The sequence below is a fragment of the Acidiphilium sp. 34-64-41 genome, assembly GCF_002282635.1.
GTDB lineage: Bacteria > Pseudomonadota > Alphaproteobacteria > Acetobacterales > Acetobacteraceae > Acidiphilium > Acidiphilium rubrum.
This window is the reverse complement of sequence record NZ_NCJX01000100.1, coordinates 1-26,880: the sequence shown is the minus strand read 5'-3', so window position 1 is coordinate 26,880 and position 26,880 is coordinate 1. Positions and strand designations below refer to the sequence as shown.

28 protein-coding genes are annotated in these 26,880 nt (G+C 63.5%); 17 read left to right on the top strand and 11 right to left on the bottom strand.

All coding sequences use genetic code 11. The features are described 5' to 3' along the window. Positions 1–203: 203 nt before the first annotated feature. Together B7X49_RS16160 and B7X49_RS16155 are read right to left on the bottom strand one after the other, a co-directional pair. Positions 204–1,667 carry an amidase gene (locus B7X49_RS16160; protein WP_286705466.1) on the bottom strand — a complete coding sequence of 488 codons (1,464 nt, stop codon included), beginning with the start codon at positions 1,665–1,667 and terminating at the stop codon, positions 204–206. Between the two features lie 245 nt (positions 1,668–1,912). Next, on the bottom strand, positions 1,913–3,511 hold the full coding sequence (locus B7X49_RS16155) for a gamma-glutamyltransferase family protein (protein ID WP_286704073.1): 1,599 nt from the start codon (positions 3,509–3,511) through the stop codon (positions 1,913–1,915). A 137-nt stretch (positions 3,512–3,648) separates the two neighbouring features. Between B7X49_RS16155 and B7X49_RS16150 the strand changes: the two genes are divergently transcribed. Together B7X49_RS16150 and gpt are read left to right on the top strand one after the other, a co-directional pair. Further along, positions 3,649–3,993 carry a tRNA-binding protein gene (locus B7X49_RS16150; protein ID WP_286704074.1) on the top strand — a complete coding sequence of 115 codons (345 nt, stop codon included), beginning with the start codon at positions 3,649–3,651 and terminating at the stop codon, positions 3,991–3,993. Continuing rightward, entirely contained in the window at positions 3,993–4,463 is a 471-nt protein-coding gene (gene gpt, locus B7X49_RS16145) for a xanthine phosphoribosyltransferase (protein ID WP_286704075.1), read from the top strand. Before B7X49_RS16150 ends, gpt begins: the two co-directional genes overlap by 1 nt. Before the next feature lie 6 nt (positions 4,464–4,469). Here gpt and B7X49_RS16140 read toward each other — a convergent pair whose 3' ends face one another. Further along, positions 4,470–4,949, bottom strand: a complete 480-nt coding sequence (locus B7X49_RS16140; protein ID WP_286704076.1) for a cytochrome C — start codon at positions 4,947–4,949, stop codon at positions 4,470–4,472. Between the two features lie 129 nt (positions 4,950–5,078). Here B7X49_RS16140 and B7X49_RS16135 point away from each other — a divergent pair, with 129 nt between their 5' ends. Continuing rightward, positions 5,079–5,732, top strand: a complete 654-nt coding sequence (locus tag B7X49_RS16135; protein WP_286704077.1) for a PadR family transcriptional regulator — start codon at positions 5,079–5,081, stop codon at positions 5,730–5,732. 63 nt (positions 5,733–5,795) lie between these two features. Here B7X49_RS16135 and B7X49_RS16130 read toward each other — a convergent pair whose 3' ends face one another. After that, on the bottom strand, positions 5,796–6,488 hold the full coding sequence (locus tag B7X49_RS16130) for an alpha/beta fold hydrolase (RefSeq protein ID WP_286704078.1): 693 nt from the start codon (positions 6,486–6,488) through the stop codon (positions 5,796–5,798). Between the two features lie 105 nt (positions 6,489–6,593). Here B7X49_RS16130 and maiA point away from each other — a divergent pair, with 105 nt between their 5' ends. Beyond that, the gene (gene maiA, locus B7X49_RS16125) at positions 6,594–7,268 is read left to right on the top strand and encodes a maleylacetoacetate isomerase (protein WP_286704079.1); all 675 of its coding nucleotides are present in this window, start codon (positions 6,594–6,596) and stop codon (positions 7,266–7,268) included. Here the strand turns inward: maiA and B7X49_RS16120 are convergent. Continuing rightward, on the bottom strand, positions 7,195–8,016 hold the full coding sequence (locus B7X49_RS16120; RefSeq protein ID WP_286704080.1) for an N-acyl amino acid synthase FeeM domain-containing protein: 822 nt from the start codon (positions 8,014–8,016) through the stop codon (positions 7,195–7,197). The genes maiA and B7X49_RS16120 overlap by 74 nt on opposite strands. A 178-nt stretch (positions 8,017–8,194) precedes the next feature. Further along, positions 8,195–8,515: a hypothetical protein gene (locus tag B7X49_RS16115; RefSeq protein ID WP_286840191.1), complete on the bottom strand. Its 321-nt coding sequence runs from the start codon at positions 8,513–8,515 to the stop codon at positions 8,195–8,197. Between B7X49_RS16115 and B7X49_RS16110 the strand changes: the two genes are divergently transcribed. Further along, positions 8,498–10,534: a bifunctional diguanylate cyclase/phosphodiesterase gene (locus B7X49_RS16110; RefSeq protein ID WP_286840189.1), complete on the top strand. Its 2,037-nt coding sequence runs from the start codon at positions 8,498–8,500 to the stop codon at positions 10,532–10,534. The genes B7X49_RS16115 and B7X49_RS16110 overlap by 18 nt on opposite strands. Positions 10,535–10,777: 243 nt before the next feature. On the opposite strand, the gene B7X49_RS16105 is transcribed toward B7X49_RS16110, so the two are convergent. Both B7X49_RS16105 and epmA read right to left on the bottom strand, forming a co-directional pair. Further along, on the bottom strand, positions 10,778–11,068 hold the full coding sequence (locus B7X49_RS16105; protein WP_286840187.1) for a hypothetical protein: 291 nt from the start codon (positions 11,066–11,068) through the stop codon (positions 10,778–10,780). Between the two features lie 103 nt (positions 11,069–11,171). Next, positions 11,172–12,176, bottom strand: coding sequence for an EF-P lysine aminoacylase EpmA (gene epmA, locus B7X49_RS16100; RefSeq protein ID WP_286704083.1), 1,005 nt, complete (start codon positions 12,174–12,176; stop codon positions 11,172–11,174). Positions 12,177–12,199: 23 nt separating this feature from the next. Here epmA and B7X49_RS16095 point away from each other — a divergent pair, with 23 nt between their 5' ends. From B7X49_RS16095 to accC, 4 genes are all read left to right on the top strand, one after another. After that, positions 12,200–13,147 (top strand): lysine-2,3-aminomutase-like protein, encoded by a 948-nt coding sequence (locus B7X49_RS16095; protein WP_286704084.1) that lies wholly within the window; start codon positions 12,200–12,202, stop codon positions 13,145–13,147. A gap of 224 nt (positions 13,148–13,371) precedes the next feature. Beyond that, complete coding sequence (gene aroQ, locus B7X49_RS16090; RefSeq protein ID WP_286704085.1) at positions 13,372–13,821, top strand: type II 3-dehydroquinate dehydratase; 450 nt, start codon at positions 13,372–13,374, stop codon at positions 13,819–13,821. Further along, positions 13,818–14,279: an acetyl-CoA carboxylase biotin carboxyl carrier protein gene (gene accB, locus B7X49_RS16085; protein WP_286704086.1), complete on the top strand. Its 462-nt coding sequence runs from the start codon at positions 13,818–13,820 to the stop codon at positions 14,277–14,279. Before aroQ ends, accB begins: the two co-directional genes overlap by 4 nt. Beyond that, positions 14,279–15,625 carry an acetyl-CoA carboxylase biotin carboxylase subunit gene (gene accC / locus B7X49_RS16080; RefSeq protein ID WP_286704087.1) on the top strand — a complete coding sequence of 449 codons (1,347 nt, stop codon included), beginning with the start codon at positions 14,279–14,281 and terminating at the stop codon, positions 15,623–15,625. The genes accB and accC overlap by 1 nt, the downstream gene beginning before the upstream one ends. A gap of 110 nt (positions 15,626–15,735) precedes the next feature. Here the strand turns inward: accC and B7X49_RS16075 are convergent, their stop codons facing one another. Beyond that, positions 15,736–16,650 (bottom strand): LysR family transcriptional regulator, encoded by a 915-nt coding sequence (locus B7X49_RS16075; protein WP_286704088.1) that lies wholly within the window; start codon positions 16,648–16,650, stop codon positions 15,736–15,738. A 78-nt stretch (positions 16,651–16,728) separates the two neighbouring features. Here B7X49_RS16075 and B7X49_RS16070 point away from each other — a divergent pair, with 78 nt between their 5' ends. The 5 genes from B7X49_RS16070 to pyc all read left to right on the top strand — a co-directional run bounded on the left by B7X49_RS16070 (position 16,729) and on the right by pyc (position 22,834). Then, a complete protein-coding gene (locus B7X49_RS16070) occupies positions 16,729–17,343 on the top strand; it encodes an FMN-dependent NADH-azoreductase (RefSeq protein ID WP_286704089.1) in 615 nt (204 codons plus the stop codon). 75 nt (positions 17,344–17,418) lie between these two features. Continuing rightward, on the top strand, positions 17,419–18,030 hold the full coding sequence (locus B7X49_RS16065) for a YceI family protein (RefSeq protein WP_286704090.1): 612 nt from the start codon (positions 17,419–17,421) through the stop codon (positions 18,028–18,030). Further along, the gene (locus B7X49_RS16060) at positions 18,030–18,635 is read left to right on the top strand and encodes a cytochrome b (protein ID WP_286704091.1); all 606 of its coding nucleotides are present in this window, start codon (positions 18,030–18,032) and stop codon (positions 18,633–18,635) included. Before B7X49_RS16065 ends, B7X49_RS16060 begins: the two co-directional genes overlap by 1 nt. 86 nt (positions 18,636–18,721) lie before the next feature. Beyond that, the gene (locus tag B7X49_RS16055) at positions 18,722–19,207 is read left to right on the top strand and encodes a YceI family protein (RefSeq protein ID WP_286704092.1); all 486 of its coding nucleotides are present in this window, start codon (positions 18,722–18,724) and stop codon (positions 19,205–19,207) included. Between the two features lie 183 nt (positions 19,208–19,390). Continuing rightward, positions 19,391–22,834, top strand: a complete 3,444-nt coding sequence (pyc, locus tag B7X49_RS16050; protein WP_286704093.1) for a pyruvate carboxylase — start codon at positions 19,391–19,393, stop codon at positions 22,832–22,834. A gap of 140 nt (positions 22,835–22,974) precedes the next feature. On the opposite strand, the gene folE is transcribed toward pyc, so the two are convergent. Then, a complete protein-coding gene (gene folE, locus B7X49_RS16045) occupies positions 22,975–23,613 on the bottom strand; it encodes a GTP cyclohydrolase I FolE (protein WP_029311420.1) in 639 nt (212 codons plus the stop codon). A 117-nt stretch (positions 23,614–23,730) separates the two neighbouring features. Continuing rightward, positions 23,731–24,159 (bottom strand): Co2+/Mg2+ efflux protein ApaG, encoded by a 429-nt coding sequence (apaG, locus tag B7X49_RS16040; RefSeq protein WP_286704094.1) that lies wholly within the window; start codon positions 24,157–24,159, stop codon positions 23,731–23,733. 176 nt (positions 24,160–24,335) lie between these two features. Here apaG and B7X49_RS16035 point away from each other — a divergent pair, with 176 nt between their 5' ends. The 3 genes from B7X49_RS16035 to B7X49_RS16025 are packed head-to-tail and all read left to right on the top strand — an operon-like array spanning position 24,336 to position 26,756. Next, positions 24,336–24,650 carry a hypothetical protein gene (locus B7X49_RS16035; protein ID WP_286840180.1) on the top strand — a complete coding sequence of 105 codons (315 nt, stop codon included), beginning with the start codon at positions 24,336–24,338 and terminating at the stop codon, positions 24,648–24,650. Continuing rightward, complete coding sequence (locus B7X49_RS16030) at positions 24,629–25,984, top strand: tetratricopeptide repeat protein (protein ID WP_286840178.1); 1,356 nt, start codon at positions 24,629–24,631, stop codon at positions 25,982–25,984. The genes B7X49_RS16035 and B7X49_RS16030 overlap by 22 nt, the downstream gene beginning before the upstream one ends. Then, positions 25,965–26,756 carry a 4-(cytidine 5'-diphospho)-2-C-methyl-D-erythritol kinase gene (locus B7X49_RS16025; protein ID WP_286840174.1) on the top strand — a complete coding sequence of 264 codons (792 nt, stop codon included), beginning with the start codon at positions 25,965–25,967 and terminating at the stop codon, positions 26,754–26,756. Before B7X49_RS16030 ends, B7X49_RS16025 begins: the two co-directional genes overlap by 20 nt. Positions 26,757–26,880: the final 124 nt, after the last annotated feature.

The following is a 26,880-nucleotide window of genomic DNA, read 5'->3' as shown; positions in this document are numbered from 1 at the left end:
CCATTAGTTTTAGGCAAGGGGAGGGCGACACAGGCCAGATCGACGGAACCACCGAGGCAGCGCCCTCCCCTTGCCTAAAACTAGCGGGTTCTAAGGGCTGAGCCCTTAGCGGGGGTCCAGGGGGCAGAGCCCCTTGGCCTTACTGACTCAAAGCGTCATCCCACCCGGCGCTTAGCCCTAAAGCCCGCACGCCGCGAGGCGGGTTATGCGACGTCGTGGAAGCCTGGGGTGGTGCTGAGTGTGGGGGCCGTGGTGAGTTTGGCGATGTCGGGGGTGGGGCGGTTGAGGTTTGGGTTATCGGCGCACAGGGTTTCGATCGCGCTGGCTACGGCGAGGGTTTTGGCATCGGTATGGCGGGCGGTGATGATTTGGACGCCGAACGGCATGCCATCGGCATCGCGCCCCAGTGGCAGCGACAGCGAGGGGTGGCCGGTGAGTGTTACGGCGTAGGCCAGGGCCAGCCAGTGGTAGTAGGATTGGGTTGCGACGCCGTCGATCTGGGCGGGGAACAATTCGCTCCAGGGGCGGGGCGTGATGGTCACGCTGGGCGCGATGAGCACGTCGTATTGGCCGAAAAACTGTTGCCATGCCTGGTATATTCGGGTCTGGATCACCATTGCGCGCGCGACATCGGTCGCGCTGTAGCGCAAGCCTTCCTCGACATTGGTGCGCACGTTCGGACCCAGCCGCTCTGGGTTGGTCTGGTAGGTCGCGCCGAACCCGGCGAGGAAATTGACCGCTCGCAGAATGGCGAATGCCTCATCCGCGCCGGCGCAATCGGGTGTCGCGGCCTCGGCCGCACCGAACAGCGGCGCCAGCAGGGCGGTCTTGGCGGCGAAGGCCGCGCGGACCGCCTTTGCGGTCGGCGCGAAGCCGAAATCCGGCGTGAACGCAACACGCAGCGTCCCGAGGTCGACCGTTTGCGGTTGCAGCGCTGGGTTGGGAAACGCCAGCATATCGCGCGTATCGTAATGCGCGATCGCGCCGAGCATCAAGGCCAGATCCGGCACGTTGCGCGCCATTGGCCCCAGGACCGACAGGGCCGATGAGCCGAGCAGCCGTTTTTCGGACGGCACCAGCCCCGCCGAAGGCCGCATGCCGACAATGCCGCAGAACGATGCCGGGTTGCGCAAGCTGCCGCCCATATCCGAACCGGTCGCGAGCGGCACCATTCCGGTCGCCAGCGCGACCGCCGACCCGCCGGACGAACCGGCCGCCGATTTCAGCGGATCGAACGGGTTGCCGGTCGCGCCATACACCGCGTTACGCGTATTTGCGCCGGCGCCGAACTCCGGCGTGTTGGTCTTGCCCAGCACGATGCCGCCGGCACGGCGGATATCCGCCACCAGGCGCTGATCCGCCTTCGGCACGTGATCGCGGAACATCACGCTGCCATAGGTGGTGCGCAGCCCCTCGGTATCTTCGAGGTCCTTTACGCCGATCGGCAGGCCGTGCAGCGGGCCGATCGCACCGCCCGCCATCACCGCCGCCTCGGCCACGATCGCCGCCGCCCGGGCACGCTCGAAATCGCGCGCGACCATTGCATTCACCGCATGATCGACCGCCTCGATCCGCGCAATGCAACTGTCCAACAGCTCAACCGGCGAAAGCCGCCGGCCGCCGATCAGGTGCCGCGCTTGGGTCGCTGTCAGGTCACACGCTTGCATAACCCGCTAGTTTTAGGCAAGGGGAGGGCGCTGCCTCGGTGGTTCCGTCGATCTGGCCTGGGTCGCCCTCCCCTTGCCTAAAACGAATGGATTTTAAAGCCCGGCGCGCGTCGCGCGCCTCATCATATGGTAGCGGGCATCTTGCCCGCGGGACCTTTAACGGGGTCCAGGGGCGGAGGAGCCGAAGGTTCCGGCGATGCACTTCATCGCTGGAATGGCTCCGGAGGGAGAGCCCCTGGCCTTCCTTAATACCCAAGCGCGCACCCATCCTTCCGAGGGTCTGACCCGCCCGCGAGCACGTCGCTCGTCGGGTCGATCAGGATTGCCTGGCCACCGCCGTGTGGTCGGGCGGTGGGTGCGACGGTGTGGCCGCGCTGGATCAGGCCATCGATGGTTGCCTGCGGAAATGTCGGTTCGAGTTCGACGACGCCGGCGTAGGGAAACGCGCGTGGCAGATCGAGCGATTGCTGGACGTCGAGGTTATAGTGCCGCAGGTTGGTGAGAAACCATGACTGGCCCATCGGCTGATAGTGGCCGCCCATGACGCCGAACGGCATGATCGCGTGGCCATTGCGTGTCGCCATGCCGGGGATGATCGTGTGCATCGGCCGCTTGCGGGGGGCGATGCAGTTGGGGTGCCCGCGTTCGAGCCGGAAGCCGAGGCCGCGATTGTGCAGGATTACACCGGTGTTCCCGGCCAGAATGCCCGAGCCGAAATTCTCGAAGGTGGAGTTGATGAACGAGCAGGCATTGCCCTCGTCATCGACGACGCAGAGATAGACGGTGTCGCGGTGGGCCGGCAGCAAAGCCTCGCCGGCGCGCGGCATGTCCTTGATGCTCCGATCGTCTTTGATGAGGCTGCGCAGCGACGTGAGGTACGCATCGCTCAAAAGGTGCTCGACCGGAACCGACGCGTGCTCGGGGTCGGCCAGCAGGGCGTCGCGATCGCGATAGACCAGGCGCGCCGCCTCGATATGCCGATGCACGCGGATCGGGCCGAGCGGCCCATCCGGCGCCGGGCCGAAGCCTTCGAGAATCCCCAGCAGCATCAACGCGAGTATGCCCGAACCGTTCGGCGGGCATTCCCAGATTGTGAGACCGTCGAAATCGCGTTGGATCGGCGTGACGAATTGCGCCGCCGTGCGGCCCTCGGCAAAATCGGCCTCGGTATGCAGGCCGCCGCGGCTGCGCAGTTCCGCCACCATGCCGGCGGCGATCGGCCCCTCGTAGAACGCCCGCGCGCCTTGTGCGGCGATCGCGCGCAGCGTCGCCGCGAGTTCCGGCTGTTGGATGATGGTGCCGACGCCGGGTGCCGCACCGTTCGGCAGCAGTGCATGGGCGCCGGTCTTGCGCAGCTTGTCGGCGGTGTGCGCCCAATCGGCGGCGACGCGCGGTGAAACCGCAAATCCGGCCTCGGCGTAATGGATCGCGGGCGCCAGCGCCGCGGCCAGACCGCGCTTGCCGTGCGCTTGCAGCAGAGTTTCCCACGCGCCGACCGCGCCTGGCACGGTCACACCGTGCGGCGAGGTCGAATCGAGGCTGGTGATGCCATGCGCCTCGTAATGATCGATCGTAGCGGCCGCTGGTGCGCGGCCGGAACCGTTGAGCGCGATCACCTCGGCGCTGCCGGCCTTTTTATAGAGGCAGAAGCAATCGCCGCCGATGCCGGTCGATTGCGGTTCGACCACGCCGAGCAAGGCGGCGGCGGTGACGGCGGCATCGAGCGCATTGCCGCCGGCGCGCAGGGCATCGAGTGCGGCAAGTGTTGCAACCGGCATCGAGGTCGCGGCCATGGCCCGCCCGGCATAGACGGCGCTGCGGCCGGGTTGATGAAAATCGCGCATCGGACCTCCTGATTCGGTTTTGTATCAAACTGCACTGCTGCTGGCACAATGACAATGCAGGCCCGGCCGCCGAGAGCAATTCGCCATATAACGCATGCCACGGTTGACAAGGACGCGCCGCTGGCCAATGCCGGGCCATGGACGATGCCACCATCACCTACGCCGATTTCGAACAGGTCGACATCAGGGTCGGCATTATCATCGATGCCAAGCCGTTTCCTGAGGCACGGAAACCCGCCATCAAGCTGTGGATCGATTTCGGTGGCAATATCGGCGTCAAGCGATCCTCGGCGCAGATCACCGTTCATTACAAGCCGGACCGGTTGCTGGGGCGCCAGGTGTGTGCCGTGGTGAACTTTCCGCCCCGCCAGATCGGCAAGTTCGTATCGGAAGTCTTGACCCTCGGGATGCCGGATGCCGAAGGGGCGGTCGTGCTGGTCCGGCCTGATTTCGAAGTGCCGGTGGGAGGCCGATTGTTCTGATGGCGCAGCATTATTACGTCGTTTCGTGGGACCAGTTGCACCGCGATTCCAAGGCGCTGGCCTGGCGGCTGAACACCATGCGTCCGTTCGACGGCATCGTCGCCATCACCCGCGGCGGGTTGATCCCGGCGGCGATCGTGGCGCGCGAACTGGAGTGCCGGCTGATCGAAACCGTGTCGATCGTGACCTATGACGAGGAAGAGCGCGGCGAACCCCGCATCACGAAACCGCCGACCGCTGCCGGAGACGGCACCGGGTTTCTGATCATCGACGATCTGGTCGATACCGGCACCACGGCCAGGCAAGTCCGTGCCCTGCTGCCGCGCGCCCATTTCGCGACGGTCTACGCCAAGCCGGCCGGCAAAGAGCTGGTCGATACCTTCATCACCGAGGTTTCGCAGGACACCTGGATCCTGTTTCCGTGGGATACCGAGCCGCAATTCATCGCACCGATCGCCCGCAAGGTCTGACCGGCGTTACGGCACGTTCCGGCCGATCGGCGCGGTTTTCGACAGCGAGATCAGATAGACTTCGAGGTCGATCATCGCCGGGCTGTCATAGGCCGGCGCCTTGCCGCCGATGCCGGCGCGAATGCAGTGCACCAACTGGCGTTGCAGCGTGAACACCGCATGTTTCTTCGCGTTGTAGCGCGGAAAATCGGCCGCGGCACCGATCAGGCTGGGGATTTGTTTGCCGTTCGGCATGGTGCCGATGGTTTTGCCGCCGTTGGTGTGGCAGGCGCCGCACGTCATCGGCTTGGCGTGAAACGCCATGTCGGGCACCCAGGTCATGGTGCTGCCGAACCGCGCGTGGTCGAATAATTGTGCGCCGCGCGCGACTGCTGCGCCCATCGGGCTGTCGGCGGCGGTAATCGCCGGCGTTGGAGCGGCATTGGCCGTGGCGAGACCAAGCGAAGCCGTTGCCGGCAGGATCAGACGCCATTTGTGATTGAACATCAGATTTTTGTTCCTGGTTGGACGCCGCGCCAGCATAGCAGGCTCCGCACGGCCCGCGACCATTTTTTCCATTGAAATCGATCTGTTTTAGATATATCTAAAAGATATCGATATAGAGGAGATCAATCGATGAGACTGTTCAGACGGAACGAAACAATGCGTGGCGACCACCACGCTGGGGGACACTGCGCCGAGGGGTTGATGCAGCGCCGCTTCGCGTTCGGGGGCCGGCGTGGGCCTGACGGCGTGCATCACGGTCATGACGGGCCCGGGCATGACGGGCCCGGGCATGGCGGGCGCGGGCACGGGCACGGCAGGTTCCGAGGCGGCCGGCTGCGCCGCTTGCTGGAGCACGGCGATCTGCGCCTGCTGGTACTGCATCTGATCGCCGAAAAGCCGCGCCATGGCTATGAAATCATCAAGGCGATCGAGGATCTGGCTGGGGGTGCCTATGCGCCGAGCCCCGGCGTGGTCTACCCGACGCTGGCGATGCTGGAGGATCTGGGCCAGGTGACCGGCACCACCGAAGGCAGCCGCAAGAGTTTTACCCTTACGGCCGAGGGAACCGAAGCGTTGACGGCCAACCGCAAGGCGGTCGATACGATCCTCGAGCGGATCGGCCAGGAGCAGGCGCACGAACCCGCCCTGCCGGTGATCCGCGCGATGGAAAACCTGAAGACCGCCCTCCGCCTGAAACGCGGCAGCGGTGCGATTTCCCCCGCGGTCGCCCGCGAGATCGCCGCGCTGATCGATCAGGCGGCGCGCAGCATCGAGGAGTTGTGATCGGCGGCAGCGGGCCGGGTTGAGCGGCGGGCAGGAGCGGAACCCTGCCCTGCCCGCGCAGCCCTAATGGTGGTGGTGATGATGCGGCTCGTCGGCGAGGAACTCCAGAAACAGGGCCGCCGATTCGGCCGGTTTCTCGAGCGTTGGCAGATGGCCGCAGTCTTTCAGGACGTGGAAATGGGCGTGCGGCAGATCATCGGCCAGGCTGCGACCAACCTCGGTCGGCACGATCGCGTCATCCTTGCCCCACAGCACCATTGCCGGCATGTGCAGCGCGCCGAGGCGTGACGTCGCTTCCCGGCGGGTCGCCAGCGCGGTCGCCTGCGCGGCACCGGCTTTGCCGCCGATGTGATGGGCCATGGTTTTGAAGATATCGGCACAAGCGGTCGCATCCTGATGCACCACCAGCCCCGCCAGCATATCGATCACCGCATCGGGCTGCGCGGTCAGACCGCCCGCAAGATCGGGACCGCCGGTTTGCGGCGCGGCCGGATCGCAGCCCATCAACCAGAGAGCGGTGACCCGTTCGGGGGCCGCGAGCGCTACCTCGAGTGCCAGATTGCCGCCGTAGGACGTGCCCACGAGCGCGAAACGAGCCGGCGCCTGGCTCAGGATATCGGCGACACTCTCAGCGAGATCGGCGCGGGGCGAGATCATCACATGGGCGTTGATCGCGTCGCCGGCGGCGGTGATCACGTCGCGATACAGGGCTTCGTCACACAGCAGAGCGGGGATGAAAACGACGTCGGTAGCCATCGGGTCTGCCTCCTTGCTGCCGGCGCGGCGGTTGCGCGGCGGTTGATGGTATGCTGGCCTGCACTAAGGACCTTTCGAAACAAGTTTCAAGGATGGAGACCCGATATGAGTGAAGCACCACGGTTTGAGCTGTTCGCGTTCTGGCGGACCTCCGCGACCTATCGCGTACGGGTCGCGCTGAACCTCAAGGGCATCGCGGCCGAGGAGCGGATCGTCGACATCGATGCGAACGAGCAGCGCGGTGCGGCGTTTCTGGCGATCAATCCCCTCGGCGCGATTCCGGCGCTGATCGATCGCGGTGCCGGGCAATCGCGCGCACCGCTCACTCAGTCACTCGCGATCCTGGAGTTCCTCGACGAGGAATATCCTGAACCCGCGCTGCTGCCGCCTGATCCGCACGGGCGGGCGCGTGCGCGCGCGATCGCCGCGATGCTGGCGGGCGACACCCATCCGCTGATCACGCCGCGAGTCAAGAAATACCTCACCGGCACCGGCGGTTTTGATGATGCGGCGTGGCGCGCGTGGCAGATTCACTGGTTCACCACCGGCCTGCAGGCGGTGGAACACCGGCTGGCGAGCGAGGCGGAGACCAGCCGCTTCTGCCACGGCGATGCGGTGACCATGGCGGATATCTGCCTCGCCAGCATCATCGCGGTGATGCGGATTTTCCGCATCGACATCCCCGGGATTCCGACGATCGATCGCATCATGCGCGATTGTGAAGCGCATCCTGCGTTTGCGAAGGCCGATCCGATGATCCAGGTTGGTGCCCCGCGCTGATCGGTGCGGCGGCGGCCCCGAAAATCGGCACGCGCTCACCGGCGATGAGGCCGTGATAGGCGGCATCGTCGGTGCTGATGCCGCGCAGGAATGGCAGGTTGTTGCGGGCCTGATCATAGCTGGTGCGAAAACATGCCATGAGAGCAGTCTTAAAGGTAAGTCCCGGGTAGGCGCGCGGCGGCGTCAGTTCCTGAAAGCCAAAGCGGCGATACATGGGCACATGATGAGCCCGAACCGCGTTGAAGACGATGTCAGCATCATTGTGAAGAATAAAATAACCGGCAACGCGATAGAGCGCGAAGACGACCTCGATATCCTTGGCGAACTGTGGAAGTCTGGCGAGCTTGGCAATTTCCATCACGCGCGGCTGACGGTCGGGCAGCCTCAACGCAGCCATGGTATCTTCGATTTCGGTTCCAAATATCTCCATCGCTTGCAATCTTAGTCCGGGTGATTCGGGCCGGTCCGGCGCAAAAACACTGACGCGCACCGTTGCCGCCGGTCTGCCGTTTTTGAAGACAATGACGGTACGGCAATTCGACTGCTCATCATATGTGTCGGAAAACAGTTGATCCGGCCTATCGGGTATATATTGATAAGAACGGTACGCCTCGTAGCGAAGGTGGAATGCCACCTCGTGCAAGGTCGGATCGTCGGCAAGTTGCGCCTCCAGCCCATCGTTGCTACGTCTGATTGGTCGTATCCCGACCGGTTTCCGCATTTCGCCTGCGAAGTTCAGCCCATCCATATCGTCCACCACTGTCAGTTGTAAGATTTGCTATGATAAACGGAATTGGATGAATTGTTATAGTTTTAGGGTATCTTTACTGTTCACAAATCTAATGAAAGGCGTACTGGAAACTATGTAGATGCAATTTCTGAAATCTATTGAAAAATTGCGAAATTTTCTAAAAAATGGACGCGCCCTAGATATTGATACCAATCGGCAGATCGCCATGTCTCAACTGGACATGCGTGCCAAACTCGCGCCGCGCATGGCAGCGGCGGGCCTGTTCGTAGCGATCGCACTCGCGTGGAGTTTTTGGGATCACGCCGATTTCAAAATTCTGCGTTTTGGTTTTGGTGCGGTCGGGGCCTGTTACGTCGGGCTGATCCCCACGGCCCGATTTTGGTTGTTGGAGCGCGACCGAACTCGGCGTCTTACGACGTTCAAGGTCATTTTCGTGTCCCTGTCTTTCACATTGGGCATCGCCTGGTCGATCGTTCTGATGTTCGGCCTGCGCCACGCGAATCTGGTTCAGACCAGCACGCTGTATGCGTTGGCGGTCGGCCTCATGTCGGCGCCGGTCTTTGTCGGCCCCGCCCTCTACGCGTTCGCACTGTGGACCCCCATCACGATCGGCTCGTTCCTCGCGATCATGATCGATGCCGCGACCCCACCCATCCCCAGCCTGATCGGGCTGCTCAGCTATGCCTTCCTGACCTTCACATCGATCCTGTCCGTGAACGCCAGCACGATCGATCGCGAACTCAAGCGCATCGAAGCCGAGCGCCAGAATGCACTGATCGGGCTGCTGCTGCGCGATTTCCAGGAAGGTACGAGCGACTTCCTTTGGGAAACCGATGCCAATCTCGACCTGGTCCGCCCATCGGCGCGGTTCGCCGAGGCTGCGTTGACGACCCAGGCCGTGCTCAGCGGCACATCGATCATCCGCTTCCTCACCGATCATCGCGCCCGCTGCATCAACCAGGCCAACGATGGCGTTGTCGCAAACTTGATCGACCACGTGGGCCGCCGCCAACCGTTCCATGAACAGCGCGTCGAACTGCGCTTCGGCACCGAAATCCGGTGCTGGTCGATCACTGGCAAGCCGATTCTCGGCGCGGATGATCAATTCATTGGCTATCGCGGCGTCGGGTCGGACGTGACCGCCATCCGCCAGGCCGAGCGCCAGATCGACCACATCGCCCGCCACGACAATCTGACCGGCCTCGCCAACCGGATGAGCTTCGATGCCGACCTCGCCAGCCTGTGCGCGAACCCGGACGACGGGGCGGCACTGCTCTGCATCGATCTCGATCATTTCAAATCGGTCAACGACCGGTTCGGCCATCAGACCGGCGATGCCCTGTTAGTGGCGGCGGTGCAGCGCATTCTGCGCTGCGTGCGTGAACATGACCGGCCGTTCCGTCTCGGCGGCGACGAATTCGGGATCATCCTGCCCAACACCGATCAAGCTGCGGCCGAGGTCATCGCCGCCCGGATCGTCGAACGCCTCGCTGAACCGTTCCGGATTGATGAGGTCAATCTCACGATCGGCGCCTGCGTCGGCATTGCGATGGTCTCGACCGCGGATCAGAACCCCGCGGACGTCCATCACGCTGCTGATCTCGCGCTCTACCGCGCCAAGGCCGAAGGGCGCGGTACGCATCGGGCTTTCGTGGCCGAATCGAAAAGCGAGGCGCGGCAGGCACGCGACCTCAAGTTCGCCCTGAACAACGACCTCGACCTCGGCGCCTTCTATCTGGAATATCAGCCGATCGTGGCTCTCGCGAACGGTCATCTGACTGCCGTCGAAGCGCTGGTCCGTTGGGATCATCCGCAATACGGTATGTTGCGACCCGATCTGTTCATCCCCGAGGCAGAACACAGCGGTGCCATCATACCGATCGGCCGCCACGTTATCGCGATCGCCTGCGCCTTTGCCGCGACGTTGCCACATGAAGTGTCTGTCGCGATCAACCTTTCGGCGGTGCAGGTGCACGATGCCGGATTGATCGATACGATTGCAAACAGCCTCGCGCGCAACGCCCTGGCCCCTGGCCGCATCGTGTTCGAACTGACCGAAACTGCCATCTTGAACATCACGCCCGAGACGGTCGCGACACTCGACGGCATCAAGGCGTTGGGTTGCCGGCTGAGCCTTGATGATTTCGGCTCCGGCTTTTCATCGATCGCGACACTTTACTACGTCCAATTCGATTGGCTGAAAATCGACCGCACGCTGATCCACGACGCCATGGGCGATCGTCGACGCGGCACCATCCTGCGCAACATCACGCACCTGGCGCGCGACATAGGCATGCGGGTCACTGGCGAGGGCGTCGAGAACGAACAGACTGAAGCGGCCCTCGTCGACCTCGGGTTCGATCACGGTCAGGGCAGCCTGTTCTCGCCGCCGCTGCGCGACGCCGCCCTCCATGCCTGGTTGACCGGCCGGACACAGGTTCTGACGGACGACACCGCCGCCTCATTATTCGCGGCGCCACCCGCGCCGCAGGCCATGATGACAGTAAAGCAATGAATCGCGACTGGAAACGACGACTCCGAATTTTACATAATTGAGCACGATCGCAACAACGCAAAAGGAGACGGGCGGATGTTCTACTGGGGTGGTGGCTTAGGAACCGTTATTATTGTTCTGCTGATTCTGTGGTTGCTTGGAGTCATTTAATCGATGGCGCGCTGACCGGCGGGGCAGAATGGGCGGGGCAGACTTGCAAGCGCAATCAGGCGCCGGGTGCCAAGGCACCCGGCGCTCGCATTTTCAGCAGTCGTTGCCCCGCAGTTCGAACGACTGGACCATTTTATTCTTCAGAGCGAAGGTCGTGGTACATTCACTCGTATAGGCCTCCGCCGGAAAGCCACTACCGTAGAACGGTCCAGAAAACGGACCGTAAAATCCACCGAAACCGCCATAGCCGAACGAGCCAGACTGATAATGAAAGGATTTATGGACATAGGCGAAGTATGTCAGCCCCCCGACATGAATCCTCCGATCCGGCACGCCAAGCTGGGCGACTAGTACCGATTCCGGACGACCGACATAACCAGACATTTGCTCGCCCGAATCAGGTTACGCATCATGCGCTCCATCAGAATGAATTTCGTTTAAACCATATGGTAGCAATCTGGTGTAACCACAGAGTTTCAGAAGAATTTCACATCCATAACACATCCGTGATGCGCGCGGCACCGGTCGCGATCATCGCCAGCCGGTCAAAGCCGAGCGCAATACCGGCACAGGGCGGCATCATTGCGACGGCGTCTAGCAAATCTTGATCGAGCGGCCAATCCGCCACGCCGTTGATCGCGTGACGCCGCGCGCGATCATCCTCGAACCGGGCACGCTGCTCAGCCGCATCGGTCAGTTCGACGAAGGCATTGGCGAGCTCGATGCCGCACACGTAGAGCTCGAACCGCTCCGCCACCCGCGCATCGGCGGGATCACGCCGCGCCAGTGCCGCCAGCGGCGCCGGCCAGCCGGTGAGCACGCTCGGCACATCGTGCCCGAGCCGCGGCTCGATATGGCCGAGCATCAGCCGGAAGAACAGATCCTCCCAGCTCTCGCCCGGCCGGCGCGGCGTGCGCGCATCAGCCGCCAGACGCTCTGCATCGTTCACACTCGCCAGCACGTCGATGCCGAGATAGCGCTCGAACGCCGCCGCCACGCTGATCACCTCGACCCGATCGAGCCGCGTCGTCACGCCCCGGCAGGTCACCACCGGCGGCAGCACCGCACGTAGAAACGCGATCGTCTCGGCGATCAGCTCAGCCATCGCAGCACCGGGTCGATACCATTCCAGCATGGTGAATTCCGGCGCGTGGGTCGCCGAACCCTCACCGTTGCGCCAGACCCGCGCCAGTTGGAAAATCCGCCCCGCCCCGCCGGCCAGCAGCTTCTTCATCGCAAATTCCGGGCTGGTGTGCAGCCATAACGGCTCGACCGCCCCATCTGGCGCGCTACGCGCGGTCGCGAACGCGGCGAGATGCACTTCTTCGCCCGGCACTGGCACCGCGTAAGGCGTTTCCACCTCCAGATAGCCGCGCGCGGTGAAAAAGGCCCGCGTCGCCTGGGTCAGCCCAGCGCGCCGGCGCAAATAGGGCATGCGCGCGGCCAATCGTTCGGGATGCCAGCGGCGTGAATGCGTGTCTTGTGCGGTCATGCAGCAGCGGATAGCACCGCAGCATGAGTTTGCGCACACTCCGCACCCCCGAAGACCTGATCGCGGCCGGCCTGGTCCCGCCGGCCGCGCGGGCAGCGCTCACCGCCGTCGCCGCGCGCTATGCCACCGCAATCCCGCCGGGCATGGCCGCGCTGATCGAGGGTCGCACCGACCCGATCGGCCTGCAATTCATCCCCGATCCGGCAGAATTGACGCTGGCCGCCCATGAAAGCGCGGACCCGATCGGCGATGACGCGCTCTCGCCGATCAAGGGCATCGTCCACCGCTACCCCGACCGCGCGCTGCTCAAACCAACCCTGGCCTGTCCGGTCTATTGCCGGTTCTGCTTTCGGCGCGAGCATGTCGGGCCGGACGGCGGTGTCCTGAACGACGCCGAACTCGATGCCGCGATCGGCTGGATCGCCGATCACCCGGCCATCGCCGAGGTCATCCTGACCGGCGGCGATCCGCTGATCCTGTCGCAACGGCGACTCGATGACATCCTCAGCCGCCTCACCGCCATCGCGCATGTCCGGCGCCTGCGCATCCACACCCGTGTGCCGGTGGTCGCGCCGGAACGCATCACCGGCGCCCTGGTCGAGACCCTCGATACCGAAACCCCGCTGTTCATCGTGCTGCACGCCAACCACGCCAGCGAATTCACCGCAGCCGCGCAGGATGCGCTGGCCCGCCTGCGCTACGGCGGCATACCGGTCCTCGGCCAATCCGTGCTGCTGCGGGGCGTCAATGATTCCGAGGCCGCCCTGCGCGATCTGTTCGAAACCATGCTGGCCTGCCGGGTGAAACCCTATTACCTCCACCAGCTCGACCCGGCACCCGGTACCGCCCGGTTTCATGTGCCGATCGCCGAAGGCCGCGCCCTGCTCGCCGCGCTGCGCGGCACGGTTTCGGGCACTGCTCTGCCGCATTACATCCTCGATGCGGCGGGCGGGAAGACCGTGTTGGGCTGAGGAGGAGTAAGGAAGGAAGCGCTTCTTTTTTGAAAAAAAGAAGCAAAAAACTTTTTTTGATCTGGGGTACGGGTGTTGTCGCGGGCACGGGCCAGAATTAGCGAAGTTTTTTTTGCTTCTTTTTTGTTCACAAAAAAGAAGAGACCTCCTCTGCTGTCCCCTGCCTGTTCGTCCGCCAGCCCGGCACAGTTGGCCGACCCATCGCCTTGTGCTAGGCGCGGCGGATGGCGGAACCCCTGATTGCCGTGCTCAACGGCCCTAACCTCAATCTGCTCGGCCTGCGCGAGCCGGAAATCTACGGCATCCAGACGCTCGACGATCTGGAGGCGGTGTGTGCCGAGGCGGCCGAGCCGTTGGGCCTCGCCATCGATTTCCGCCAGACCAACGGCGAGGGCGAGTTGATCACCTGGGTCCAGGAATGCCGCGGCCGGGCCGCCGGCATCATCATCAACCCGGCGGGCTATTCGCATACTTCGGTCGCCCTGATGGATGCGCTGCACGCGGTCGATCTGCCGGTGATCGAGGTGCATCTGTCGAATATTTTCACCCGCGAGCCGTTTCGCCACCATTCCTATATATCGATGGCGGCGCGCGGCGTGATCTGCGGGCTTGGATTCACCGGCTACCGGCTGGCCTTGCAGGCGATTGCCGACATTGTGGAGCAGGAAGCATGAGTTTATCCTTCGACCCCGAAGCGCTGCGCCAGTTGGCAGCCCTGTTGAACGAAAGCGGTCTCGGCGAGATCGAACTGGAAGAGGGCGACCGGCGGCTGCGCCTCGCCCGCGCGGTGGCCCAACCGGCAGCAATGATGCAACCGATGATGGCCGCGCCCGCCACCCCTGCCCCCGCACCAGCACCAGCACCGCAGGTCGCGGCGGCGCAGGATATGGGCGTGCACCCTGGTGCGGTGAAATCGCCGATGGTCGGCGTCGCTTACCTCGCCCCCGAGCCGAGTGCCGCCCCGTTCATCACGGTTGGCGCCAGTGTCGAGGCCGGTCAGACGCTGCTGCTGATCGAGGCGATGAAAACCTTCAACCAGATCAAGGCACCTCGTGCCGGCACCGTGAAGCAGATTCTGGTCACCGGCGGCCAGCCGGTCGAATACGACGAACCGCTGGTGATCATCGAGTAATGTTCAGTAAAATCCTGATTGCCAACCGCGGCGAAATCGCGCTCCGCGTCCAGCGCGCCTGCCGCGAAATGGGCATCGCCACCGTGGCCGTGCATTCCACCGCCGACGCCGATGCGATGCATGTCCGCCTCGCCGATGAAAGCCTGTGCATCGGCCCGCCGCTTGCGCGCGACTCCTATCTCAATATGCCGGCGCTGCTCTCCGCCGCTCTGATCACCGGCGCCGAGGCGATCCACCCTGGCTATGGCTTCCTGTCGGAAAACGCCGATTTCGCCGAAATGGTGGAGGCTCACGGTCTCACCTTCATTGGTCCCAGCCCCACCCACATTCGCATGATGGGTGATAAGATCACCGCCAAGACCACGATGGCCGAGCTTGGCGTGCCGCTGGTCCCCGGGTCGGACGGCGAAGTGCCGGATGTCGAGGCGGCGATCGAGGTTGCCCGCCAGATCGGCTGCCCCGTGCTGGTGAAAGCAGCGGCCGGTGGTGGCGGGCGCGGCATGAAAGTGGCCCGCACGCTCAATGAAGTGGCCGAGGCGTTTTCGACCGCGCGCGCCGAAGCCGCCGCTGCGTTCGGCAACAACGCCGTCTATATCGAAAAATACCTCGATCGGCCGCGCCATATCGAATTACAGGTGCTGGGCGATAATTACGGCAAGGTCGTGCATTTTGGCGAGCGCGACTGCTCGCTCCAGCGCCGCCATCAAAAACTGCTCGAAGAAGCCGGATCGCCCGGCATCACCGCTGCCGAACGCACCGCGTTGGGCGCCATCGCCACCCAGGCGCTCGAAAAATTCGGCTATCGCAACGCCGGCACGCTCGAATTCCTGTATCAGGACGGCCAGTTCGCCTTCATCGAAATGAACACCCGCCTGCAGGTCGAGCATCCGGTCACGGAAATGGTCACCGGCGTCGATCTGGTGCGCGAACAAATCCGCATCGCGTTCGGCGAACCGCTCGGCTACGACCAGTCCGACGTGAAAGTGTCCGGCCACGCGATCGAATGCCGGATCACCGCCGAAGACCCCGAAACCTTCGCGCCGTCGCCCGGAACGGTCACGATGTTCCATGCGCCCGGCGGCTTGGGCGTGCGCCTCGATTCGGCGCTGTATGCCGGCTATCGCGTGCCCTCGCACTATGACAGCCTGGTCGCCAAACTGATCGTCCACGGCCGCAGCCGCCCCGAAGCGATCGCTCGCATGCGGCGCGCGCTGGAAGAATTCGCGATCGCGGGGATCAAGACCACGATTCCGTTGCATTTGCGGATTCTGGATGATGCGGGGTTTCAGAGTGGGGATTATACCATTCATTGGCTGGAGCAGTTTGTGGCAGCCAATAAGGCGTAAGGAAGCACTTCTTTTTTTGTAAAAAAAGAAGCGAAAAAACTTTTTGACGTTGAGCCCATACCGGCGAAAACACCCGTGCCCCAAATTAAAAAAAGTTTTTTGCTTCTTTTTTACAAAAAAGAAGCGCTTGCTTCCGCCGTCTTCAAAAACTCGATCAACCATCGACCGGCCGGCCCCGGCGGCAACGCGCTGGGATAGACCACCGCCATCGGCAGAGTAAGCCCACCCGCCGGCATATCCTCGACCGTAAGCCGAACCAGCGCGCCGTTCGCCAGATCCGCCGTGACCGAATGCAGCGGCATGCCGCCGAACCCCAGGCCGTGGCGCAGAAATTCGTGCTTTGCGTATAAATCCGCGAGCCGCCAGGTCTGCGGCGAAATCACACCGAACTCCCGCCCGGCCGACAGGTCGGACCGGTCGGTCAGCACCAGCTGAACATGGCGCGCCAGCTCGGCGCGCGGGATCGTGCCCGTCAGCGACGCCAGCGGATGAGCGGGCGATGCCACCAGCACCATCTCGATTCCATCCAGCCGCTCGCTCGTCATTGTGGGTGGCAGCAGCGGCAATGAACTGCCGACCACGCCGAAGCTGCAACTGCCGTCGACTACTTTCAGGCCCGCCGCTCCCAGAGCTTCGACATAGAGCCGCAGCGGCGTGCCGGGGAACTGGGCTCGAAACGCCCGTGCCGCGGCGGTAATCGCGGTCATCGGGAAAAACACGTCGATCACCGCGGATAATTCCGGCTCCAGCCCGCGCGCCATGCCCTTCGCCCGCGCTTTCAAACCATCGACCCCGCACATGATGGTGCGCGCATCGCCGAGCAGGGCCGTGCCCGCCCCGGTCAATTTCGGCGTGTGACCGGTGCGATCGAACAAGGTGACACCGATTTGCCCTTCCAGCGTGCTGACCATGTCGCTCACGACCGATTGCGCGCGGCGCAATTTGCGTCCCGCCGCTGAAAAACTGCCTTCGTCCGCCGCCGTGATGAACACCCGCAACTGGTCGAGTGAAATTCCGTCAAGCATCGCCACTCTCCGTCTATCGCTTCATCCGATGGATAGGATCGGAATATACCGCCACGCCGCCGGCCGGAGTTTCAAACCATGAAGTTATTGCACATCGATTCCAGCATCCTCGGCCCCCACTCGGTCAGCCGAATCCTCACCGCCGAAATCGTCGCCAAGGAGGCAGCACTGCATCCTGACCTCGACATCGTCTACCGCGACCTGGCCGCGACGCCGATGATGCATCTGTCGGGCGCGCACATGGCCGCCTGGCAGGGCAGCGCGGTGAGCGATGCCGCTCTCGGCGCCGATCTCGCCACCGGCAGCGCGTTCATCGACGAATTGTTTGCCGCCGATATTATCGTGATCGGCGCGCCGATGTATAATTTCGGGATTCCCAGCCAGCTCAAGGCCTGGATCGATCGCGTCGTCGTCGCCGGCAAGACCTTCCGCTACGGCGAAGGCGGCATGCCGGAGAGCCTGCTGCCCAAAGGCAAGAAAATCCTGATCGCCTCGACCCGCGGCGGCGTCTATTCCGCCGGCAGCCCCGCCGCCGGCCTCGAGCACCAGGAAACCTACCTGACCGCCGTGCTCTCGTTCATCGGCCTGACCGATATCACCTTCATCCGCGCCGAAGGCATCGCGTTCGGACCGGAGGCCCGCGAGGGTGCAATCGGCAAAGCCCAAGCCGAAATTGCGGCATTGGCGGCCTGACCTAGCAAAGCGGGACGCCCCGACCGCACAGGTTCAGCCTCCCGCATCGCGTTTTACATCAAGGAACGACATCTCATGAAACTATCGTTTGCTGCTCTTGCCGTAACGGCGTTGATCGCTGCGGCGCCGTCCGCGCTCGCGCAAATCGCCTCGAAAAACCCGGCAGCGGTCAAGGCGGGCACATACAAGGTCGACCCCTATCATACCCAGGTGGTCTTCACCCTGTCCCATTTCGGGTTCACCGAGTTTTCCGGCATGTTCGGCGATGCCTCGGGCAGCCTGGTGCTGAATACGGCCAAGCCGGCGGCCGACAAGCTCGATGTCACGATCGGGATGAAGTCGGTGATGACGACGGTGCCTGCATTGACCACCGAGTTGAACAACAACCAGTGGTTCGACACCGCCAAATACCCGACCACGACATTCACATCGACCAAGGTGATCCGCACCGGCAAGACCACCGCGACGATCGACGGCAATTTGACGCTGCATGGCGTGACCCGGCCGATCGTGCTGAAGGCGCGGTTTATCGGCACCGGCATCAACCCGATCGACAAGGCCGATACTGTCGGGTTTTCCGCGATCGGCGTGGTCAAGCGCAGTGAATTCGGCGTCAAGGCCTATGTGCCGATGGTGGGCGACGATGTCACGCTGACGCTGGCCGGCGCGTTCGAACTGCAGAAGTAATGCCGGTGGCGATGCCGATTCCGGCCGAGCGCTACACGCTGGTCGCCATCATCCTGCACTGGGTGATGGCGCTCGGCATCGTGGCGCTTGCAATCATCGGGCTGGTGATGACGCATGTGAAACTGCCGCCGCAATCGCTGTTTCAACTGTATCAGCTGCACAAATCGATCGGCATCACAATCCTGCTCGCCGCATTTTTGCGGATCGGCTGGAAGCTGCGCCATCGCCCGCCGATCCTGCGCGAGGCGATGCCGCCGTGGCAGCGGGCAGCGGCGACGTGGAGCCATCGGTTACTATATGTTGCGCTGTTCGCCTTGCCGCTGACCGGTTGGGCGGCGGTTTCCGCCTCGCCGTTCGATATTCCGACCGTGCTGTACGGCGTCATCCCCTGGCCAGATCTGCCAATTCTGCCGACGCTTGCGCATAAAAAACAGGCCGAGGCGGTGCTCGAAGATATCCACGACTACGGCGCCTTTACGTTGATCGCGCTGATCTGCGCCCATGCGGGGGCGGCCCTGCATCATCATTTCATCAAGCGCGACACGGTGCTGCGGCGCATGTTGCCCGGCCGGCGTGCTGCGCAAACGAAGGATAGTGCTCCATGAACTCGTTCACGCGTTTCTCGATCGCCGCTGCCGCCCTTCTGGCTTCACCCTTGGCCGCGCATGCTGCCGGTGCGCCACGATGGACGGTGGATGCCGCGAAAAGCAGCCTTGGTTTCACAGGTACCCAAACCGGCACGAAGTTCCATGGAACGTTCAAGACATTCACCGCCGACATCGCGTTCAGCCCCGACGATCTCGCGGACTCACATATCGACGTCACGGTCGATCTGGCGAGCGCCAGCACCGGCGATTCGCAGCGCGATACCGCATTGCCGGGCAAGGATTGGTTCGACGTATCGAAATCGCCGCAGGCGGTGTTCACCTCGAATCGCATCACGAAAACCGGGGCGAACACCTACCAAGCGATCGGCACGCTGCAGTTGCGCGGGGTGACCAAGCCGCTGACCCTGCCCTTCACCGTCACGATCGCCGGCGACACCGCCCATGCGACGGCCAGCGCCGATCTGCTGCGCACCGCCTTCGGCGTCGGTCAAGGCCCCTGGCAGAGCGGCCAATGGGTCGCGCTGAACGTAGACGTCACCATCGACCTAACAGCAACCAAGATGAAATAGCGCGACGATCCACCCACAACCGCAATACCAAACAACAAAAAGTTTTTTGGTTCTTTTTTACAAAAAAGAACCCTTCTTTCCTCCAAGCCTACCGCACCGCACAATTCGCTTGCCAGCAAGTTTATGTCACCATAGCTTGAAGCCGCACGTGATACGCGACGCAAAAACGGATCGGAGCGAAACTTGAAAAAATTCAGTCGGCTGTTGGTGGCGAATCGGTCCGAAATCGCCATTCGCGTGTTTCGGGCGGCCGCTGAATTGGGGATTCGGACGATCGGCGTCTATGCCGAACAGGATAAATTATCACTCCATCGCTTCAAGGCTGACGAGGCCTATCTGATCGGCAAGGGGATGGGCCCGATCGAGGCGTATTTATCGATCGAGGAGGTATTGCGCGTCGCGATCGAGGCGCGGGCGGATGCGATTCATCCGGGATATGGGTTCCTGTCGGAAAATCCGGATTTCGCGGATGCCTGCGCGGATGCCGGCATCGTGTTCATCGGGCCGCTGCCGGCGACCATGCGCACCTTGGGCAACAAGGTTGCCGCGCGTAACCTCGCGGTTTCGGTCGGCGTGCCGGTGATGCCGGCGAGTCCGCCGTTGGGCGATGATGATGCGGCGACGCGCGCCATTGCGGCGGAAATCGGCTACCCGGTGATGCTCAAGGCGTCCTGGGGTGGCGGCGGGCGCGGTATGCGGCCGATTGCGGCGGCGGATACGCTGATCGACGAATTGGGCACCGCGCGGCGCGAGGCGAAGGCTGCGTTCGGCAATGATGAGGTTTATATCGAAAAACTCGTCCAGCGGGCGCGCCATGTCGAAGTGCAGTTGCTCGGCGATTCGCATGGCAATCTGGTGCATCTGTTCGAGCGTGACTGCACGATCCAGCGGCGTCATCAGAAAGTGGTGGAACGCGCGCCGGCACCGTATCTCGATGATGCGACGCGGGCTTCGCTGTGCGAGGCAGCACTCGCGATCGGCCGGGCGACCGATTATCGCAATGCCGGCACGGTGGAGTTTCTGCTCGATCGCGATACCGACAAATTCTATTTCATCGAGGTCAATCCACGAATTCAGGTCGAGCACACGGTGACCGAAATGGTCACCGGCATCGACATCGTCAAAGCCCAGATCAAGGTGGCCGAGGGTGGCCATATCGGCGATGTCGCCGAGACCGGCGTGCCGCCGCAATCGGGCATCGTGCTCGATGGCCACGCGCTGCAATGTCGGATCACCACCGAGAATCCAGAGAATAATTTCATCCCCGACTACGGCAGGATTTCGGCCTATCGCGGCGCGTTCGGCTTCGGCATCCGCCTCGATGGCGGCACCGCCTATTCGGGTGCGGTGGTGACGCGGTTTTATGATGCGCTGCTGGAAAAAGTGACGGCCTGGGCGCCCTCGCCCGGCGAGGCGACGGCGCGGATGCTGCGCGCGCTGCGGGAATATCGGATCCGTGGTGTCACCACGAATTTGCCGTTTCTCGAGGCGCTGTTGACCCACCCCTCGTTCCAGGCGGGCGACTACACCACCCGCTTCATCGATACCACGCCGGAGTTGTTCACCCTGCCGAAACGGCGGGATCGGGCAACCCGCTTGCTGCGCTATGTCGCGGATGTGACGGTGAACGGCCACCCCGACGTGCGCGGACGGCGCAAGCCGCTGACCTCGGCCCGCACGCCGGATGCGCCGCGGGTGATCGGCAAACCCGCTGATGGCACCAGGCAATTGCTGGACCAACTCGGGCCGGTCGGGTTCGCTGGCTGGATGCGCCAGCAATCGCGCGTGCTGATCACCGACACCACGATGCGCGATGCGCATCAGTCGCTGCTGGCAACGCGGATGCGCAGCTATGACATCGTCGCCGCGGCGCCCGCCTATGCGGTGGGGCTGCCGGGGTTGTTCTCGCTCGAATGCTGGGGCGGGGCGACGTTCGATGTCTCGATGCGGTTTCTGACCGAAAGCCCGTGGGAGCGCCTCGCCGCGATCCGGGCGGCCGCGCCCAACATTCTGCTGCAGATGCTGCTGCGTGGTGCCAACGGCGTGGGGTACACTAATTATCCCGACAATATCGTGCGGTATTTCGTCCAGCGCGCGGCCACCAACGGCATCGATCTGTTCCGGATTTTCGACTGCCTCAACTGGGTCGAGAACATGCGCGTCGCGATCGATGCGGTGCTGGAAACCGGCAAGCTCGCCGAGGGTGCGATTTGTTACACCGGCGATATTCTCGACCCCGAGCGGGCGAAGTATTCGCTGAATTATTACGTCGATCTGGCGAAGCAACTCGAAGCGGCGGGCTGCCATATTCTCGCGATCAAGGACATGGCGGGCGTGCTGAAACCCTCGGCCGCCGGGGTCCTGGTACGCGCGCTGAAAGACGCGGTCGGCTTGCCGATTCATCTGCACACGCATGATACCTCGGGCATTTCGGGGGCGACGGTGCTCGCCGCGGTCGAAGCGGGGGTGGATGCGGTGGATGCGGCGATGGACCCGATGTCCGGCCTCACTTCGCAACCCTGCCTGGGCTCGCTGGTCGAAGCCTGGCGGCATACCTATCGCGATACCGGGCTCGACCCCACCGTGATCCGGGATTTGAGTTTCTATTGGGAGGCGGTGCGGGCGCAATACGCGGCGTTCGAAAGCGACCTGCAATCCGGTGCGTCGGAAGTCTATCTACATGAAATGCCGGGCGGGCAGTTCACCAATCTGCGCGAACAGGCCGGCTCGCTGGGCCTGGCCGAGCGCTGGCACGAAATCTCGCGCACCTATCGCGACGTGAACATGATGTTCGGCGATATCGTGAAGGTCACTCCCTCGTCGAAAGTGGTGGGCGACATGGCGCTGATGATGGTCAGCCAGGGGCTGACGGTGGGCGATGTGCTCGACCCCGCCAAGGAGATCGCGTTTCCGGCCTCCGCGGTCGAGATGCTGCGCGGCGATCTGGGCCAGCCGCCCGGCGGGTGGCCGGGGTTGTTGCAGGCCAAGGCGCTGCGCGATGAGGAACCCTATATCGTGCGGCCGGGGTCGCTGCTGCCGATGGCGGATCTCGAGGCATTGCGCGCCACCGCGACCGAACAATGCGCCGGGCCGGTCGATGACGATGGTCTGGCGGCCTATGTGATGTATCCGCAGGTCTACGCCGGCTATTGCGCGGCGCGGCGGACCTATGGGCCGGTCGGCGTTTTGCCGACGCCGGTGTATTTTTACGGCATGCAGCAAGGCGATGAAATCGCCATCGAGATGGAACCCGGCAAGACGCTGATCCTGCGCCTGCAGACGATGAGCGAGACCGATGAGGACGGCAATGTCCGGGTGTTTTTCGAACTCAACGGCCAGCCGCGCGTGGTGGTGGTGCCGAACCGCGCGGTGACGCCCACCCGCGCCGCGCGGCGCAAGGCGGATGATACCAAGGATGGCGAGATTGGCGCGCCCATGCCGGGCACCGTCGCCACCATCATGGTGCGCGAGGGGCAGTCCGTCAGCCAGGGCGACGCGCTGGTCGCGATCGAGGCGATGAAGATGCAGACGCGCATCGCCGCACCGCGCGATGGCAGCGTCAAGGCGCTGCATGTGAAGCCGGGTGAGGCGGTGGAGGCTAAGGATTTGTTGGTGGAAATGGCGTGAGGGAAGGTAAGGAAGTACTACTTTTTTGAAAAAAAGTAGCAAAAAACTTTTTTTAATTTGGGTCCCCGGCGCCTGAACGCCGGAGACCCAGGGAATAGAAGTTTTTTTGCTTCTTTTTTTACAAAAAAAGAAGTGCTCGCTTAACTCTCAAACCCCGTACACCGCCGCCCCTGAATCATCGACAAAAACTCCCGCCGCGTCGAGGGATCATCGCGGAACGCGCCGAGCATGCGGCTGGTGACCATGGCGACACCGGTTTTATGGACGCCGCGGGTGGACATGCATTCGTGCCCAGCCTCGATCACCACGGCGACGCCGCGCGGTTGCAGCACTTCGTTGATCGTGTTGGCGATCTGGGCGGTAAGCTTTTCCTGGATCTGCAGGCGCTTGGCATAGGCATCGACCACGCGGGCGAGTTTGCTGATGCCGACCACCCGGCGGTTCGGCAGGTAGGCGACGTGGGCGACGCCGATGATCGGCACCATGTGATGTTCGCAATGGGATTCGAGGCGAATGTCGCGCAAAATCACCATCTCGTCATAGCCTTCGATTTCCTCGAAGGTACGGGTCAGGATGGCTTCGGGGTCCTCGGCATAGCCGCGAAAGAAATCCTCGTAGGACCGGGCAACCCGGGCCGGCGTATCGAGCAGCCCCTCACGCGCCGGGTCGTCACCGGCCCATTGGATCAGCGTACGGATCGCGGCCTCGGCTTCGGCGCGGCTCGGACGATCAGGATGTCCCGCGTTATCCAAGTGATCGAGCGGGGTATGAATATCCACCGGCAGTCTCCCATCATTGACTTGCGGGATGTTTTCAACAGCCCGCTCTGAACGGCATATGGTCGGCACTTGCAACCCCGCAACCCGATGATGTTGCCATGATTTGTGGGCTGATCATCAGTGCAGCCGCTGATCGCCATGCGGACTGTCGAGGCTGAACGCGGGGATCGCGATGTCGAACGGTTCGCCGCTGTCCACCGCGATCATGTGGAACAGCCCCGTCATGAACCCGCTAGGCGTCTCGAGCGGCGTGCCCGAGGTGTATTCGAAGCTATCGCCCGGATCGAGCACGGGTTGCTCGCCAACCACGCCCGGGCCATGAACCTGCTGGATATGGCCGTTACCATCGGTAATCATCCAGGTGCGGCGGAGCAATTTCATTGTAACGATGCCGATGTTCTCGATCTTGATCTGATAGGCCCAGACAAAATGCCGCTCGTCCGGCCTCGACTGGTCTTCCAGAAAAATCACGCGGACCGAAACGCGGATGCCGGATGTTTCGCGTTGGTAGAGGTTGTTGGCGGTTTGCGGGCGGCTCGGTGCCATCGTTGCTATCCTCATAGGCCTCGAAAGCGCAAGCTCCGGAGGGGTACCGCATCCAATGGCGATCGGTGCGGGGTCATTTGCTGTAATCCCGCAGCGCGCTGGAAACAAGCCGGCCGCCGTTCCCTGGGTGTCGCGGGGGGCGTGACCGGCACGGTGATCCGGGTTAGGAAACCATGATGATCCCAGCTTCGAAGGCGCTGCGGCGCGCGGCCTGTTCGTTGGTTCTGCTGCTCTCGTCCTGCGCCGGCGGCGTGGCCGGTTCCGCACCCGCCACCGCCGGGCCGGGCACGATGTCGCTGTACGGAGCGTTCATGGCCGGCAACTACGCCGCCGGCACCGGGCATGAAGCGGCCGCGGCACGTTTGTTCGCGCAGGCGATTGCGCTCGATCCCGGCAATCAGGCCTTGTTGCGCCAGGGGTTCGTGACCGCCCTGCTGCCGCGAAACTCGGTACCGATCCGCTCGCGATCATGGTGCGCGGCAATGCGATGATGCAGGCCGGGGACGATGCCAAGGCGGCGGCCATCTTCGCGACGATGGCACCCGATGGCGTGACCGGCCTGATCCGCCCCCTGCTGGTCGCCTGGCCCGAAGCCGGCGCGGGCGAGACGGATCGGGCGATCGAACTGCTGCAGGGGCTCGAAACCACGCCGCCGTTCGGGCCGGTCTACGCGCTGAATGCCGGGCTGATCGCCGATCTGGCGGGGCGGGCGGTGCAGGCGGCGCCGTTCTATGCCCAGGCGGAGCAGGCGTTCCAGGCGCCCAATCTGCGCCTTGCCGAGGCGATCGCGAGTTTTCAGGCACGCCAGGGCCATCGCGACCGCGCCGATGCGCTGCTGGTCCGCATGGTTGCCAGCCATCCCGACCTGTCACTGGCGCTGCGCGCGCTCGAGCAGGACGCGGCGGACCCGATGATCGGATCGGCCAAGGATGGCGTGGCGGAGGCCTATCTGACGCTGGCGGGATCGATCAATCAGCCGCAACAAGTGCTGCTGCGCCAGATTCTGCTGGGATTCGCGCTCGGCCTGCGACCCGATCTGACGGCCGTGCGTCTGGTACGGGCCGACCTCGACATCGCGCTGAAGCACCCTGAAAAAGCCGCCGCCGATCTGGCGAAAATCGGACCGGATGATCCGCTCTACGGCCCGGCCGTGATGCGGCGCGGCCAGATCCTCGATGGGCTGGGCCAAGGCGCGCCCCTGCTGCCGGCGCTCGCCGCCCTGGCAAAGGCGCATCCACACAATACGGCGCCGCTGACCCTGGCCGCCGATATCGAGCGCGATGCGGGTCATTTCCAGGCGGCGCGCAGTTTATATTCCCGCGCGCTGGCGCGGCTGGGGCCAAACCCGCCGGGCAATGCCTGGGCGCTGTATTACGGCCGGGCGATCGCCGAGGATAAGCTGAACGACTGGCCCGCCGCCGAGGCCGATCTGCACCGCGCGCTCGCCCTGCAACCGGGCCAGCCGTTCGTGCTGAACTATCTGGGCTATTCGGATGCGCTCCACGGCGCTCATCTGGCGCAGGCGCAGGCCATGATCGAGCAGGCGTTGCAGGTCGATCCGAACGAGGGCGCGATCATCGACAGCCTGGGCTATGTGCTGCTGCGGCGCGGCAAGATCGCCGAAGCGATGAAGGTGCAGATCCGCGCGGTGCAGGCCGCACCGGACGATGCCGAGGTCAATGCGCATCTGGCCGATATTTTTGCCGCCGCCGGCAATCGGCTGGCAGCGCGCAACCAATGGGCGCGCGCGCTGGCACTACACCCCGACAAGGCGGAGGCCGCAAAGATCGAGGCTCATCTGAAACATGAAGCGGCAGGGTCGTGAGCCGGTGAGCACGATCCTGACCGAATTGGCGCGCGCCAAGGTGAATTTATTCCTCCACGTGGTCGGACGGCGGCCGGATGGGTTTCATCTGCTCGACAGCCTCGCGGTGTTTCCCGGCGTGGGCGACCGCTTGAGCATGACTCCGGCCTCGGCGCTGAGCATCGCGGTGACCGGGCCGTTCAGCGATGGGCTGGCCGCGGAGCCGAACAATCTGGTGCTGCGGGCGGCACGGGGATTCGGCGCGTCCATGGGGCGATCGGCGGATTTCGCGTTCCGGCTGACCAAAAATCTGCCAGTGGCATCGGGCATCGGCGGTGGCTCGGCCGATGCCGCAGCGGCGTGCCGATTGATCGCGCGGCACTGGAATTGCCCAATGCCCGATTTCCTGGCCGAACCGCTGGGGGCGGATGTGCCGGTGTGCATCGCCAGCGAACCGGCGCGGATGGGCGGGATCGGCGAGGTACTGACCGCGGCACCAAAACTGCCCGCATTCGGCATGGTGCTGGTGGAGGCCGCGATGTTGGGACGGCCGATGATCTCGTGCGAAATTGGCACCGGGACTTCATTCGTCAATACCCAAGAAGAGACAGGTTTGGTCGTGTCCCCGGAAGACCCGATCGAACTGGCGGGCGCGATGTTGAGCCTGGAGAAGGACGAAGCGCTGGCGCGACGTTTTGGCGAGTCGGCCCGGAAACGCTATGAGCAGTTGTTTTCCGGGCCGGCTCTGGGGCAGGCCTATGGTGACTTGTACCGCCGTGTGCTGAAGACCTGATGTGTGTGCCAACGAGATGACACTCACAAGGTGAACGAGGTGCGGTACTAATGCCCACGGGGCGCATCATGGTGACGGGTGCCAGCGGTTTTGTCGGCCGTGCGCTGTGTGCCGAGTTGTCGCG